Source organism: Floccifex sp. (assembly GCF_051873555.1).
Lineage (GTDB): Bacteria > Bacillota_I > Bacilli_A > Erysipelotrichales > Erysipelotrichaceae > Floccifex.
Window position 1 is genome coordinate 33,128 of the sequence record NZ_JBJEEY010000081.1, and the last position, 14,951, is coordinate 48,078.

General features: G+C 33.8%; 12 protein-coding genes. All 12 read left to right on the top strand.

From position 1 onward, the window contains the following. Nucleotides 1-46: 46 nt before the first annotated feature. The 12 genes from ruvA to ACI32A_RS05060 all read left to right on the top strand — a co-directional run bounded on the left by ruvA (nucleotide 47) and on the right by ACI32A_RS05060 (nucleotide 14,888). Entirely contained in the window at nucleotides 47-628 is a 582-nt protein-coding gene (gene ruvA / locus ACI32A_RS05005; protein WP_439753936.1) for a Holliday junction branch migration protein RuvA, read from the top strand. Nucleotide 629: 1 nt separating this feature from the next. After that, on the top strand, nucleotides 630-1,637 hold the full coding sequence (gene ruvB, locus ACI32A_RS05010) for a Holliday junction branch migration DNA helicase RuvB (protein ID WP_439753937.1): 1,008 nt from the start codon (nucleotides 630-632) through the stop codon (nucleotides 1,635-1,637). Nucleotides 1,638-1,676: 39 nt separating this feature from the next. After that, entirely contained in the window at nucleotides 1,677-3,230 is a 1,554-nt protein-coding gene (locus ACI32A_RS05015) for a single-stranded-DNA-specific exonuclease RecJ (protein WP_439753938.1), read from the top strand. A 33-nt stretch (nucleotides 3,231-3,263) separates the two neighbouring features. Next, a complete protein-coding gene (locus ACI32A_RS05020; protein WP_439753939.1) occupies nucleotides 3,264-3,785 on the top strand; it encodes an adenine phosphoribosyltransferase in 522 nt (173 codons plus the stop codon). 20 nt (nucleotides 3,786-3,805) lie between these two features. Further along, nucleotides 3,806-6,007 (top strand): RelA/SpoT family protein, encoded by a 2,202-nt coding sequence (locus ACI32A_RS05025; protein WP_439753940.1) that lies wholly within the window; start codon nucleotides 3,806-3,808, stop codon nucleotides 6,005-6,007. Nucleotides 6,008-6,164: 157 nt separating this feature from the next. Beyond that, nucleotides 6,165-7,679, top strand: coding sequence for a sodium-dependent transporter (locus tag ACI32A_RS05030; RefSeq protein ID WP_439753941.1), 1,515 nt, complete (start codon nucleotides 6,165-6,167; stop codon nucleotides 7,677-7,679). 123 nt (nucleotides 7,680-7,802) lie between these two features. After that, a complete protein-coding gene (locus ACI32A_RS05035) occupies nucleotides 7,803-10,073 on the top strand; it encodes a pyruvate formate lyase family protein (protein ID WP_439753942.1) in 2,271 nt (756 codons plus the stop codon). Beyond that, entirely contained in the window at nucleotides 10,066-10,956 is an 891-nt protein-coding gene (locus ACI32A_RS05040) for a glycyl-radical enzyme activating protein (RefSeq protein WP_439753943.1), read from the top strand. The genes ACI32A_RS05035 and ACI32A_RS05040 overlap by 8 nt, the downstream gene beginning before the upstream one ends. Before the next feature lies 1 nt (nucleotide 10,957). Beyond that, the gene (locus ACI32A_RS05045; protein ID WP_439753944.1) at nucleotides 10,958-11,710 is read left to right on the top strand and encodes a DeoR/GlpR family DNA-binding transcription regulator; all 753 of its coding nucleotides are present in this window, start codon (nucleotides 10,958-10,960) and stop codon (nucleotides 11,708-11,710) included. 9 nt (nucleotides 11,711-11,719) lie between these two features. Continuing rightward, nucleotides 11,720-12,487: an N-acetylmannosamine-6-phosphate 2-epimerase gene (locus tag ACI32A_RS05050; RefSeq protein ID WP_439753945.1), complete on the top strand. Its 768-nt coding sequence runs from the start codon at nucleotides 11,720-11,722 to the stop codon at nucleotides 12,485-12,487. Between the two features lie 51 nt (nucleotides 12,488-12,538). Continuing rightward, nucleotides 12,539-13,675 (top strand): 1-deoxy-D-xylulose-5-phosphate reductoisomerase, encoded by a 1,137-nt coding sequence (gene dxr, locus ACI32A_RS05055; RefSeq protein WP_439753946.1) that lies wholly within the window; start codon nucleotides 12,539-12,541, stop codon nucleotides 13,673-13,675. A gap of 58 nt (nucleotides 13,676-13,733) precedes the next feature. Next, nucleotides 13,734-14,888: a hypothetical protein gene (locus ACI32A_RS05060; protein WP_439753947.1), complete on the top strand. Its 1,155-nt coding sequence runs from the start codon at nucleotides 13,734-13,736 to the stop codon at nucleotides 14,886-14,888. Nucleotides 14,889-14,951: the final 63 nt, after the last annotated feature.

Below are 14,951 nucleotides of genomic sequence, written 5' to 3' on the forward strand. Positions count from 1 at the left end.
TCCATCACGTTTCTTGTTATAATGGGAATATTGAAAGAGGTGTTCTATGATTGCTTTTGTATCAGGAAAGGTTCGAATTCTAAGAAAAGAAACCATTGTAGTTGATGTACATGACATTGGATATGAAGTTTATGTTGGAAATCCAAATGCTTATTCCATCAATGAAAATGTATTTTTATTTACATATCAGCACATTCGAGAAGATGCCAGTATTTTATTTGGGTTTAAAACAGAAGAAGATTATGATGTTTTTATGCGTCTGATCAATGTAAAAGGAATTGGACCTAAAACGGCTTTGAATTTATTAGTGGTTTGTCCGGCTTCTCAAATGGTAGAAGCCATTGAAAACGATGATATAAAGCGGTTAAAGTCTTTACCTGGAATTGGGGCAAAAACAGCTTCCCAGATTGTTTTGGATTTAAAAGGAAAATTTGTTTCTTTTCCTTCTCAAAATCAAGTCTCTACAAATCCTGTTTGGCAAGAATGCCAGGAGGCATTGATTTCTTTGGGATATAAAGCCAATCAATTGAGTGGAATTCGAAAAGAATTGGAAAATCGAACGGATTTAAAAGCCGATCAAATGTTGCGTTTGGCTTTGAGTCTGATAGCAAAACGGAATGGAGTATAACATGGATCGAGAAGTAGATGGAAATCTTCAGGAAAGCGATGGATTTGAAACATCGCTTCGTCCGAGTCATTTAGATGAATATATTGGACAAAGAGAATTAAAATCGAATTTAAAAATATTCATGGAAGCCGCTAAACAAAGAAATGAAACCTTGGATCATGCTTTGTTTTATGGACCTCCTGGATTAGGAAAAACAACTTTAGCTTATATTGTTTCTAATGAAATGCATGGAAACTTGAAAACAACCAGTGGGCCTTCCATTGAAAAAGGCGGTGATTTGGCTTCCATTTTATCAACACTAGAAGCAGGAGACGTCTTATTTATTGATGAAATACATCGTTTGTCAAAACAAGTAGAAGAAATATTGTATTCTGCGATGGAAGATTTTTGTATTGATGTTATTGTGGGAAAAGAATCCGGGAATCCACATTCCTTACGTGTTCCTTTACCACCTTTTACATTAGTAGGAGCAACTACACGTGCCGGAGATTTAAGTGCACCTTTACGAGATCGCTTTGGCATTGTTTCTCAACTTCAGTATTATGAATTAGAAGATTTAAAACAAATTATTCAAAGAACAGCGCGTGTCATGAATACGACAATCAATGATGAAGCAGCTCATGAAATTGCACTTCGTTCGCGTGGGACGCCACGTGTGGCTAATCGATTATTTCGCCGTGTACGGGACTTTGCCCAAGTGTTAAACAATGGACAAATTAGTATAGAAGTAACACGAAATGCTTTAGATTGTTTACACGTGGATTGTTTGGGTCTAGATGCGGTAGATCATAAATATTTAATGGGAATCATTGAACGATTTAAGGGAGGTCCTGTAGGCTTAGAAGCCATTGCAGCTTCTATTGGAGAAGAAACTTCAACTTTAGAAGATGTATATGAACCGTACTTGTTACAAATAGGTTTTATCAATCGTACGCCTCGTGGTCGTATTGTCACTGCAAAGGCATATGATCACTTGAAAATTATGCATCAGCCAGATTTATTTGAATGACAATTTGTCATTCTTTTTATTTTGTATTATTATTATCACATGGAAAATTTATCTCTTTTATCACAAAAAGTGTTGACATACAATGAACCGGATTCATCAAAATGGATTCACTGGCTCTCACATCAAGATCTTTATCCTGTTTCACAAAGTGAATGCATGCAGGAATTTGCAGCGATGATGGCTTTGGCTAAACAAAAAAAATGGAAAGTATTAGTTGCTGGAGATTATGATTGTGATGGTATTATGGCGACAACCATTATGGTTTCGGGATTAAAAAAATATGGACTGGATTGTGGTTTTTATATTCCGGATCGTTTAAAAGAAGGGTATGGGTTACATGCACATACTGTTGAAATGGCCTATAAAAAAGGATATAAAATTATTTTAACAGTGGATAATGGCATCAAGGCATTTGATGCTCTTCAAAAAGCACAGGAACTAAACATGATTACCATTGTAACGGATCACCATACCATAGAAGACTATGTAGAAGCGGATATTTTGGTACATCCAGATGAAATGGAAGAAGAATTTTCTTCTTTATGTGGAGCTGGAGTGGCTTTTGAATGTATGCGGGCATTAGGAATGGATAATTCATTTCATTTGATGTGTGCTTGTGTTGCCAGTATTGGAGATATGATGCCAGTTATCAAGGAAACGAGATGGATCATACAACAAGGAATTCGAGCTTTAAATCAAAGTCATGAACATCATTTTTTTTCTTTAACAAAAGACGAAACATTAAATGAAAATAACATTGCGTTTCAAATTGTTCCGAAATTAAATGCCATGGGTCGTTTATCTGATATGGCGAATGTGAACAATGCGGTTCGATATTTTTTAAGTGAACAACAAAATTTAAGTTTTGTATCTCAAATCGAAGCACTTAACAACAAACGAAAAGAAATGAGTCAGCAAATGACCTTGGATGCTCTTCATCGATGTGATTTAAAAGATGATATTTTATTTATTTATAATGAAAATTATCACGAAGGCATTGTAGGTTTAGTAAGTGGACAAATGAATGCCCAGTACGAAAAACCTGTTATTGTTTCTACTTCTTCAAATGGATTGACTCGATGTTCTATGCGAGCACCAGCTGGATTTGATTGTGTCGAGTTTTTGAAGGATTTTGATGGATTTGAGACTATGGGTGGTCATAAACAAGCCGCTGGTTTTTCTTTTTTGAATCAGAATTTACATTCTTTTCAAATTTATATTGAAGAAAAAATAAAGTCTTATGTCTGGAAAAAAGAAGAAAAGAATTCTATTGAAGTACAAGTCAATGAATTAAGTGTATCAGAAGTAAAAAGTTTAGATGTTCTTCGTCCTTTTGGACCTGGATTTGAATTACCGGTATTCAAAATCAACAATCCAGTCATTAAAACGATTTTTGATTTTCAAAATGGAAAACATCGAAAATATGTTTTAGATCAAGGTTTACAATGTATGGATTTTAACCAGACAAAAGAACATTTCATCAATCGAAATAAGCCAATACAAAGTTTAAGTGGCAGTATTTCTATTAATCGTTTTCGTCAAAAAGATACGGTGAATTTAACAATTGATTCCATAAAATATAAAGAGATGTGATATTATATAAACACAAAAAGTGAGGATAAAGACATGAATATTAAAGATTGTATAAAAAGTATACCTGGTTTTCCAAAAGAAGGTATTATTTTTAGAGATGTAACACCGATTTTAGAAAATCCAGAAGTATTTGAAGAAGTGACAAATCAATTAGCTGAATTTGCGAAAAGTGTGAATGCTAATGTGATTGTGGGGCCCGAAGCCAGAGGATTTTTCTTTGGAATTCCTGTTGCCAATGCATTAAAGCTTCCTTTTGTTCCAGTTCGTAAACCTGGTAAATTGCCTCGAAAAACAATTAATGAATCGTATGAATTGGAATATGGAACGGATACGCTTTGTATGCATGCCGATTCATTAAAAGAAAACGATCGTGTTTTAATTATTGATGATTTGCTGGCAACAGGTGGAACGGTAGAAGCCATTGTAAAGTTAATTCAAAAACAAAATGCAACTGTAGCGGGAATTGGTTTTGTGATTGAATTGGATGATTTGAAAGGAATTCAAAAATTTGAAGGCATTCCTGTGTGTTCTTTAACGCATTTCGAGGGTGAATAATAATAGAAAGGGTGGTTAATATGAGTCATCGTTCAATAACGTATCAAGAATGTATGGGCAATGTGAATGCTTATATTAAGCGCCCAGAAAACTTGGAAATGATTGAAAAGGCCTATGAATTTGCCAAAAAATGTCATGAAGGTCAATTTCGAAAAAGTGGAGAACCATATGTTGTACATGTTATTGAAGTAGCCAATACATTGGCTTTGCTTCATTGTTCACCAAAAACTATAGCGGCTGGTTTTCTACATGATACAGTTGAAGACTGTGATGGTGTGACCAATGAAACAATTGAAGAAATGTTTGGAGAAGAAATTCGTTTAATTGTGGATGCGGTCACAAAAATTGGTAATATTAAATTCCAGGATGAAAGAGAATACCAGGCAAGTAATCATCGTAAATTATTTATTGCGATGGCTAAAGATATTCGAGTGATTTTAGTGAAATTAGCGGATCGTCTTCATAATATGCGTACTTTGGAATTTATGAAGCCAGAGAAACAAAAGAAAATTGCGAATGAAACGTTATCGGTTTATGCACCGATTGCGCATCGACTAGGTATTAGTGAAATTAAAAATGAATTAGAGGATCTTTCATTTAAGTATTTATATAATGAGAAATACAATGAAATTAAGTTATTGGTGGCCCAACGTGAAAGTGAAAGAAATCAACAAGTAGAAATGATGATTACGGATATCAAAGTGATTTTGGATACTTATCATATTCCGTATCGTATTTTTGGTCGTTCGAAACATTTTTATTCGATTTATAAAAAAATGGTCACAAAGAATAAACGATTTGAAGAAATCCTGGATTTACTGGCGATTCGTATTATTACGGATTCAGAAACGCGGTGTTATGAAATTTTGGGCTATATTCATGCCACATATCGACCAATTCCAGGTCGTTTTAAAGATTATATTGCGATGCCAAAGGCCAATATGTATCAGTCATTGCATACAACAGTGGTAGAACCACAACATGGAAATATTTTTGAAATTCAGATTCGAACGGAACAAATGGATGCGGTAGCTGAGCGAGGTGTTGCGGCGCATTGGCTTTATAAAGAACATCCAAATTTTTCTCATGCACAAGAACAAAAACAAATTGAAGATAAATTATCGTGGTTCCGTGATTTTTCCATGATGACCGATGAAGACAGTGAAGATCCATTGGAATATATGAATGTTCTTCAAAAAGATATTTTTGAAGCCAATGTATATTGTTTATCTCCAAGAGGGAAAGTTATTGCTCTTCCTCAAGGTTCGTGTCCCATTGATTTTGCGTATCGAATTCATACGGAAGTGGGTCATAAAACAGTGGGAGCTAAGGTTAATGGGGCGATTGTTCCTTTAAATACGATTTTAAAAACAGGAGATGTTGTGGATATTTTAACAAATAAAAATTCCAAGGGTCCTTCAGAGGATTGGATTAAAATCGTTAAAAGTGGACATGCTCGAAATAAAATTCGTTCGTTTTTATTAAAACAAGAAGAAGCCAATCGAAAAGACACAATCAAAAAAGGGCAGCAAATGCTGGGAGATGAATTCCGTAGACAGAATTTGGATGTTTCTTTAATTACGGAAAAGAAATTAGAAGGTATATTAAATAGTTTATCCTTTAAAAATGTAGATGATTTATTTGTTGGCATTGCCAATAAGCGTGTTTCTTTAGAATCAATTGTGAATCGATTGGTGAAAAATCGTCAGGTAGTTTTAAATGATGAAGATATAATTCGTCATGTGAACAAAGAAAATCAGAAGTTCAAAAGAATTTCTGGATGTGGTGTCATTGTTCCGGGTATTGATACCATTTCGGTTTCGTTAGCCAATTGTTGTTCACCTATACCGGGTGATGATATTTTAGGCTATATTTCCAAAGGACAAGGCGTAAAAGTGCATAGAAGTGATTGCCCGAATATTGTTCATGAAAAGAAGCGATTGATTCCAGTGGAATGGGAAGAAGATATCCAGGAAAAACAATATGAAGTTCAGATTTTGATTTTGTCATCGGATCGTAGTTATTTATTAAGCGATATTATGACCACACTTCAACAATGCAATGCATATTTACGACATGTGGATAGCTTTATTAATGATGATAATTTAACGGTGACAACGAAATTGTTGTTGTCAGTTAAAGATGCTGTGCATCTAAAAACCATAATGGCAAATTTAAAGAAAGTGCGTAGCGTCAATGAAGTAATTCGAACAATTCAGTGAGACAATGATTCATTGTCTCTTTTTTTTATGAAACAAAATGATTGTATGGAGAATAGTGAACAAAATAATGAAAAAATTTTCATATTGTGTATGAAATATGATATAATCTCTGCATATTAGTTGAAGGGAAAAGAGTAATATGGAGAAAAAAAGATCGGTGTGGGCCTCGCGCACCACGTTTATTCTGGCGGCCGTTGGATCGGCTGTTGGATTAGGAAATGCCTGGCGTTTCCCGGGGTTGGTTGCTAAACACGGAGGAGGATCTTTCCTTTTAGTGTACTTAGTGGCTTTATTTGCGATTGGAATTCCTTTATTGATGATGGAGTTAGCAGTTGCTCGAAAATTCCACAAAGGAGCAGGTGAATCGCTTCGTGGAATCAACAAAAAATGTGAATTTGTTGGATGGGCTGCTACAGCAAATGCGTTTGTTATTGTAACATATTATGCCATTGTATTTGCCTGGGTATTGATGATGTTTTTCTTTTCATATCGTTTTATCAATATGACAGGAGATGCACTAGCGGCTAGTAACTTATTTGCAGATATTACACAAACGACTTGGGATGTCACGGGATATACGATTCCAATTCCGGTTTTGATTTGTGGTGTTATTGCCTGGTTATTGATTTATTATTGCATTCGTAATGGAGCAAACAGTGTTGGAAAAGTTGTAAAATATACAGTTATGTTGCCTGTTATTTTATTATTGATCATGGCTGTTAAAGGATGCATGATGTCAGGTGCTATGGAAGGGTTACAGCGTTTATTCATTCCAAATTTACAAGCTTTTCAAGATCCTTCTTTATGGGTGGATGCGATTGGACAAGTATTCTATAGTTTATCAATTATGATGTCCATTATGTTTGCCTATGGATCGTATTTAAGTGAAGAAGCTAATATTGCTACCGATGCAATTTTAATTGCTTTATGTGATGCAGCTGTCAGTATTTTATCGGGTATTGTTATGTTTTCTACAATGGGTGGTGTTGGCATGCTGGATTCCATTTCGGCTTCCGGTGTTGCTACGGCTTTCATCATTTATCCACAAGCTATTGTTAATTTAACAAATAATGGAATTGTTAATGCGATTTTTGGAGCTATTTTCTATTTGATGTTAGTAACATTAGCTATTGATTCGGCTTTCTCTATTGTTGAAGGGGTATCGGCTTCGATTTCAGATAAATTCAAATTGAATCCTAAAAAAACAACACAACGTATTTGTATGATAGCAGCTGTTATTTCTATTTTGTATATGACAAGAGCTGGTCTTGCCTGGCTGGATATTGTGGATGCCTGGACAAATCAAATTAACTTGATTGTGATTGGGGTCATGGAATGTATCGCCATTGGCTGGTGTTTTGATATCAAAAAGGTATTGAAACAAGTGAATCGGAATACAACGAATTTTAAAGTGCCTTACTGGTGGTTTGGAAATGCGGTTAAGTTTATAGCTCCAATTTCATTGTCTTTATTATTTGTATGGAATATTTATGATTTATTCTTTATCAAAGGTGGACATTATGGATATGCACTATGGGCTGAAGTTGCTGCTGGATGGATTGTATCGGCTTTGGTTTTTGTCAGTGGTATCTTTATTAAAATGGCAGTCAATGCCAGAAAGAAAAAAGGTTTTGTGGAAAACGAAATTGTATGGATTGAAGATAAAGACTAACGGGACATCGTAAGATGTCTCTTTTATTTGATTAATAATGAATAAAAAAGAACAAAAATGATGAATTATAATCTTGACATATGAACAATAATGAATTATTATAATCGTGCAAGGAGGCACATTATGGCAAAAATTAATATAGATGGTGTACAAAATGCTGAGGTATCTAAAAAAATTCCATGTGAAAAACCTTTATTAGAACAATTAGAAATTATGGAAGAATATACTCGTGTTCATAAAGAGTGTTCCACATTAAATAAAGCATTTCGTGAAGTAAATTGTTTGAAAGTTTTGTTCCCCACTTTATTCCGTACAATTGAAGATGGCGACTTAATTGCAGGTCGTTTGGATTTTCTTCCAATTGGATTTGGTTCAGTTACTAGTATTGGTGGAGTTGGACATTATTGTGTGTTTCATAAATTACGTGCATTTAAAGATCAGTTGGACAATGAAGAAGATAAAAAACGCGTCGATGTTCTTTATGATTATTGGCAAGACAATGATGTTAAAGCCATTTATTGTCAAGATGTGTTAAATGAAACAACGACAGGTCGTTTTATTGATTGTAAATATCCATATATGGCAACGGCTCGTTTATCGGGTATGATGTTAGACTACAATAAATTAATGAAATATGGAGTTAATGGTTTGATTGATTTATTAAATCAGCAAAATAAAAATGATTTTATTTTGGCTTCCATTGAAACATTGGAATTATTTAAAACAGTTATTGATCGTCAAGTGGAATTGATTGATGTTCAATTGAATAAAGAAATTAGTGAACAAAGAAGAAAAGACTTAGAGTTGATGAAAGCGGATTGTCAATTCATTCGTGAACACAAACCCGAAACTTTCCATCAGGCTTTACAATTGTTCTGGTTATATGCCCTTTGTGCGGGTTGCATCAACTATGGTCGCATGGACATTGTGTTAGGGCCTTTCTTAAAGAATGATATTGATGCAGGTCTGATTGATGAAGATGAAGCCTATCGTTATTTGAAATCTTTGTGGTGGATGATTGAAAATCGTCGTACAACGGTAAATGGACGCATCATTGTTGGTGGACAAGGAAGAGAAAATGTAGAAGCTTGTGACTTATTTGCGAAAATTTGTTTACGTGTTTGTAAAGATACACGCTATGTAGAACCTCAATTTACACTTCGCTTTGACTCCACAACAGATCCTGAAATTATGGACATGGCTTATGAATGCATCGCATCAGGAGCAACATATCCAACTTTATATAACGATGATGTCAATGTACCAGCCACTATGTATTCGATGAATGTAGATCGTAAAATCGCTGAGCAATATCTTCCATTTGGTTGTGGAGAATTCGTTATTCAGGGAAAGAGTGTAGGTACACCGAATACGTTATTGAATTTATTAAAAATTCAGCAATTGGCTTTGAATAAAGGAATTGATCCAATGGATGGTATTTATAAAGCAGGTCCAGTAAAAGTGAAAGACATTGATGAATTTGATACATTTGAATCTTTCTATGATCAATATAAAGAATTATTAGACTATTACATGGATTTAAGTGTACATGATCAAGCTTATAGTTATACAGTCATGAATCAGGAAGTTTCTTTCTTATTTTGTTCAATATTAATGGATGATTGTATTTCTCGTGGAAAAGCTTTATTAGATGGTGGTGTACAAATTTTAGGTGGTACCAATGAAACATATGGAAACATCAATTCCAGTGATGCGTTATATGCCATTAAAACATTGGTATATGATCAAAAAAAATATACACTGAAACAATTAAATGAGGCTTGTTTACATGACTATAAAGGATTTGAAAAAATTCAAAAAGATATTTTAAATGTTCCTAAATATGGAAATGATCACAAAGAATGTGATGAATTAGCCAATGATTTATATGAATATGTCGCAAAAGGAATTCGTGATCGTGGTATCAAAGAAGGAATGGGGTATTACTTGATAGTAATTTCCAATAATCAGACAAATACAGACTGGGGAAAACAAACGGATGCGTCTTTAGATGGAAGAAATCGTGCGGTTTATATGAATCCGGCTAACAATCCACAAGGTGGACAAGCCAAGAGTGGACCAACGGCGGTATTAAATTCTCTGGCTAAATTTGATGCGAAATATCATGGTGGAAGTGTACAAAATATTAAGTTTACACCTCGAATGATGCATGAAGACAAAGAAAAAGTGAAGGCATTGTTCCAGACATATTTTGATAATGGTGGATGTCAATTGATGGTTACAGTCGTGGATCATGGTGTCTTAGAAGATGCACAGATTCATCCAGAAAAATATCCAGATTTAATTGTTCGAGTAGCTGGATATAGTGCTGTTTTCGTCAATTTAACACCTGATATTCAGGCAGAATTATTGAGCAGGGTTTTATATGATTAAGGTTTCAAATATTGAACGATTTGCGACCCATGATGGACCTGGAATTCGGACAACCATTTTCTTAAAGGGTTGTCCCTTACATTGTCCGTGGTGTGCCAATCCAGAAACTTGGACATTGGATACTGTATTGATGCATGATGAAAAGAAATGTGTTCGTTGTCATTGTTGTCAAAGAGAATGTGAAAAAGGAGCTATTGAATTTGTACCTGCTTTTCAATTGAATCGAAATCTATGTGATGGGTGTCAAAAATGCATGGATGTTTGTATTCCATCGGCGATTCGCTTTTCTGGAATGGAAATGACAATGGATGATATTTTAGAAGAAGTATCAAAAGACGATGCGTATTATCAAAAATCCAATGGAGGCATTACTTTATCAGGAGGCGAACCTTTGTTTCAGTTTCCCCAAACATTTGAACTTATTTCAGAATTAAAGAAAAGAAACTATCATGTGGCTATTGAAACAACGGGAATGGTTTCTTTGGAGAATTTAAAAAAAATTGAGCCATATATTGATTTGTTTTTACATGATATTAAGCACTTAGATTCAATTAAATTAGAATCTATAACAGGTGCTAAAAAAGAAATTATTTTTCAAAATTTAGATTATTTATCAAAAATATGTCCAGAAAAAGTCATTGTGCGTGTACCAGTAATTCCTGGTTTTAATGATGATATTTTGGAAGAAATTATTTTATTTGCCAAGGAAAAAGGATTTAAAGAAGTGAATTTGTTGCCTTATCATTCTTTGGGAAAAAATAAATGGCATGATTTAAAGAAAGATTATGTCTATGAAAATGAAAAAATGATGGATAAGTCGAGCTTGTCTTCGTATACTATATTTGGAAAAGAAAACAATATAGTAGTGAAGATAGGTGGTTAAATTGTTAACAAAAGAAAGAAAATTATACATCATGGAATTGTTGAATCGAGATCATTTTGTTTCGATTAAACAATTAATGAGTTTATTAGATGTGTCTCGTTCATCGGTAATGCGTGATTTAGATGAATTAGAACAAGAAGGATTGATTGTACGAGAAAGAGGAGGTGCCTCTTTACTTGTATCCGATGCCAAACACAATGAACCAGCGGTTCGTGAAAAAGAACATACAAACGAAATTCAAAAGCGCAAGATTTGTCAAATGGCAGCCATGTCTATAAAAGACGGGGATTGTATTTTTATTGATTCAGGGACAACAGCCATATATATTGTGGATTATATTTTGGATAAAAACATAGATATTGTTACACCTAATACATATATATTATCAAGGATTCCAGATGATTTTAGAGGAAATATATATGTTTTGGGTGGTGAATTCAGAAAGAAATCAGAGATTTGTTGTGGTCCATTGACATTAGAATTTATGAATCATTTTCATTTTGATTATGCGTTTTTAACAGCCATTGGCATTCATTTTACAAAAAATGAAGTGTATTCTTTTGATTTTGATTTTGCGGCAATAAAAAAAGAAGCACTAAAACGAGCAAAGTACAAAATTTTATTGGTGGATCGTTCAAAATTCAATAATCAGGGTTTATGTGTATGGGCTGATACTGAGCAATTCCAATCGATTATTGTGGATCGATTTGAATTAGATATAAAGAAACCAAAAAATGTAGTGATTTGTGGATAGGAGGAAAATATGAAATTAACAGATCCAAGAAAACAAGCAATTTTAGATCAATTAAAAGGAGGATTGATTGTTTCGTGTCAAACACAAAAAGATGAACCAATTTATACTCCAGATATGACAGTAAAAATGGCAGAATGTGCAAAATGGGCGGGTGCCGTTGGTTTACGAATTAATTCACCAGAACAAATTCGTCAAGTCAAAGAAGCGAATTTGGGTCTTCCAATTATTGGTTTATATAAAGTATGGCACGATGATACATATGTATTCATTACACCAACTATGAAAGAAGTCGATGCCATTGTTGAAGCTGGAGCTGACATCATTGCGATTGATTGTACAAGTGAAGTGACACATGAAGGAACACAGGCTTGGGATCTGATTAAAGAAGTTCGTAAAAAATATCCGAATCACTTGATTTTTGCGGATTGTTCAACTATTGAAGAAGCACTTCGTGCCATTGAAAATGGAACTGAAATTGTAGCACCGACATTATATGGATATACACAAGCTACACAGCACATTGAAGGAGCCGACTATCGTATGATTGGAAAACTGTGTCGAGAAGTTGGTGATCGTGCAGCCGTTATTATGGAAGGACATTTATATACACCAGAAGATGCCATTAAATGTATGTTCTTAGGATGTCATAGTGTTGTTGTAGGAAGTGCTATTACGCGTCCTCACTATGTTGCGAAACGTTTCGTAGATGCTTTAAGTGGATATCAAGATGATTGGCGTAAAGTTGAAAAAGCGCATCATACAAATGAATTGAAATAACGAGAGGAAACTTCCTCTCGTTTTTGTTATACTTGATATGGTGGTGATAAAATGAAGAGAATTTTATTATTAGGGGCAACAGGTTCCATTGGACTTCAAACCATTGATGTGATTGAACAACATCCGGATTTATTTGAATTAGTGGGCGTTGTTGCTGGAAATAAAGTACAACAATTAAATGAAATCATAGAAAAGCATCCTTCTATTCAAGTAGTTGGAATCGGAAATGAACAATTTAAAGATCAGATTCATCATAAAAAAGTATATAGTGGAAATCATGCCATGGTCGATTGTATTGAAAACTGCGACTATGATTTATTAGTGAATGCTGTTGTAGGGTTTCGTGGATTAAAACCAACATTGGTTTCCTTAAAAAAAGGAAAAGACGTGGCCTTAGCCAACAAAGAAAGTTTAGTGGCTGGAGGAATGTTGGTTCGACAAACTTTAAAAGAAACAAATACAAAATTGTATCCCATTGATTCAGAGCATTCCGCTATTTTTCAGTGTCTGCAAGGAAATGATATTTCTCAAGTTAAGCGTTTAATTATTACAGCATCTGGTGGTTCTTTTCGAGATAAAACAAGAGAAGAATTAAAAGAAGTTACTGTGGAACAAACTTTAAAACATCCGAACTGGTCCATGGGAAAAAGAATAACAGTGGATAGTGCAACGATGGTAAATAAAGGTTTTGAAGTTATTGAAGCGCATTTCTTATTTGGTTTGGATTATGATCAAATTGATACGGTTTTACATCAGGAAAGTATTGTACATTCTATGGTGGAATACATAGATCATGCCATTATGGCGCAAATGGGATCCGCTGATATGCGTCTACCCATTCAATATGCGATTCAATATCCGGATCGTTTATCCTTAAAGGAAGAACATCCATTTGATGCGACAAAAACAATTAATCTTCATTTTAAAGAAATGGATTTTGAAAGATATCCGATGTTAAGACTGGCCTATGAAGTCGGAAGAAAAGAAGGAAATTTGGGAGCCGTATTTAATGGAGCCGATGAACAAGCTGTGGAATTATTTTTAGAAGAAAAAATTTCGTTTCTTCAAATTGAAGAAAGTATTGAAAAAGCTATTCAACAAGCTCAATATATTGAATATCCAAGTTATCAACAATTAGAAGAAAGTGATCTTTGGGCTCGTGAATTTGTCAAATCTTTATGGGACTAGAATAATTTCTATTTTTATAGTATGATAGAAAAGTAATCTTTTGAATTGAGGTGATAACATGAAAAATAAATTGGGATTTGCTCTTTCAGCTGCTTTGGCTTTTTCTATGCCATTGAATATGACTGTTTTAGCTGAAGAAGTGGAACAAGAAACAATTGAAATTAAAAACGCAAATGATTTTAAAGAACAGTTTTTATGTTATAAAGTCATTGAAATAAAAAATAATAAAGAAGAAACATCTTATATATTATTTGAAAACATAGATGAATCAAATTATGAAGTAATTTTAGCTGGAAAACGTTTCTTAGAAACATTGAATCCACAAATTGAAGAACAAAAAATATTAAAAGAAAACATTGAAAAAATGCTGGTTTCTTTAAAAGAAGATGAAGAAAATTCATTTGATTTTAATGAAAAAATCAAAGATGCTTTAGAAGTTCAAGCAAAAATTGAAGAACAAAAGAAACTAGAAGAACAACAAAAAGAAGATTCTTCACAAGAAGATGAAGTAGATGAAGAAAAATCTGAAGAAAAAGAGGAATCCAAAGAAGAAGATTCAAAAGAAAAAGAGGAAGACTCAGAAGAAAAAGAGAAAGACTCAAAAGAAGATGAGGAATCCGAAGAAAAAGAAGAGTCTAAAGAAGAAAAAATAGAAGAAGATAAAAAAGAAGAAGTTGGAAAGAAAACAAAAGACATTCAACAAGAACAAGACATAATGCCACTAGTTGCCTATGATTTAGGACCAGTGAATTTAAGTCCAAGTGCTGAATTACCTGTAGAAGAAGAAATTCAGCCACAAACTTTATTAACGTATTCGGTTCAAACTAAACAAGAAGTACAAGCTTTAACAAGCGTGAGTTCAACGGCTCAATCGTTTGTAGATACTTATCTAACAAGTTCAATGGGAGCTATCTATACAAAAGCTAACTCAACAAATTATACCAATATCTTAAGTGGATTATCTTCATGGAATAAGTTAACAGCCAGTGATCGAAATCAAGTGAATTCGATTTTAAAAAGTGCAGTTGGTAAAACATATCAGAATTTGTTGCAGGAAGCACAAGCAATTAAAGCTGGTTATGTAGATTATTCAACAATTTCTGTTAATACAGCCACTAAAAACAATGCTAATTTATGGACACTGTTAATGGGATTATCTGCTTCCTCAATGGCTTTATTATCAAAGAAAAGAAAAAAGACGAACATCGAGTAACATCGATGTTTTTTGGACCTCTAAAATTAGATGAGGTTTAGAAAAAAGCCAATTTAAAACCTT

Excerpts from the sequence above, each read along its gene's own strand:
- ruvA (WP_439753936.1), top strand. The coding sequence starts at position 47 with ATGATTGCTTTTGTATCAGGAAAGGTTCGAATTCTAAGAAAAGAAACC.
- ruvB (WP_439753937.1), top strand. The coding sequence starts at position 630 with ATGGATCGAGAAGTAGATGGAAATCTTCAGGAAAGCGATGGATTTGAA.
- ACI32A_RS05015 (WP_439753938.1), top strand. The coding sequence starts at position 1,677 with ATGGAAAATTTATCTCTTTTATCACAAAAAGTGTTGACATACAATGAA.
- ACI32A_RS05020 (WP_439753939.1), top strand. The coding sequence starts at position 3,264 with ATGAATATTAAAGATTGTATAAAAAGTATACCTGGTTTTCCAAAAGAA.
- ACI32A_RS05025 (WP_439753940.1), top strand. The coding sequence starts at position 3,806 with ATGAGTCATCGTTCAATAACGTATCAAGAATGTATGGGCAATGTGAAT.
- ACI32A_RS05035 (WP_439753942.1), top strand. The coding sequence starts at position 7,803 with ATGGCAAAAATTAATATAGATGGTGTACAAAATGCTGAGGTATCTAAA.
- ACI32A_RS05040 (WP_439753943.1), top strand. The coding sequence starts at position 10,066 with ATGATTAAGGTTTCAAATATTGAACGATTTGCGACCCATGATGGACCT.
- ACI32A_RS05050 (WP_439753945.1), top strand. The coding sequence starts at position 11,720 with ATGAAATTAACAGATCCAAGAAAACAAGCAATTTTAGATCAATTAAAA.
- dxr (WP_439753946.1), top strand. The coding sequence starts at position 12,539 with ATGAAGAGAATTTTATTATTAGGGGCAACAGGTTCCATTGGACTTCAA.
- ACI32A_RS05060 (WP_439753947.1), top strand. The coding sequence starts at position 13,734 with ATGAAAAATAAATTGGGATTTGCTCTTTCAGCTGCTTTGGCTTTTTCT.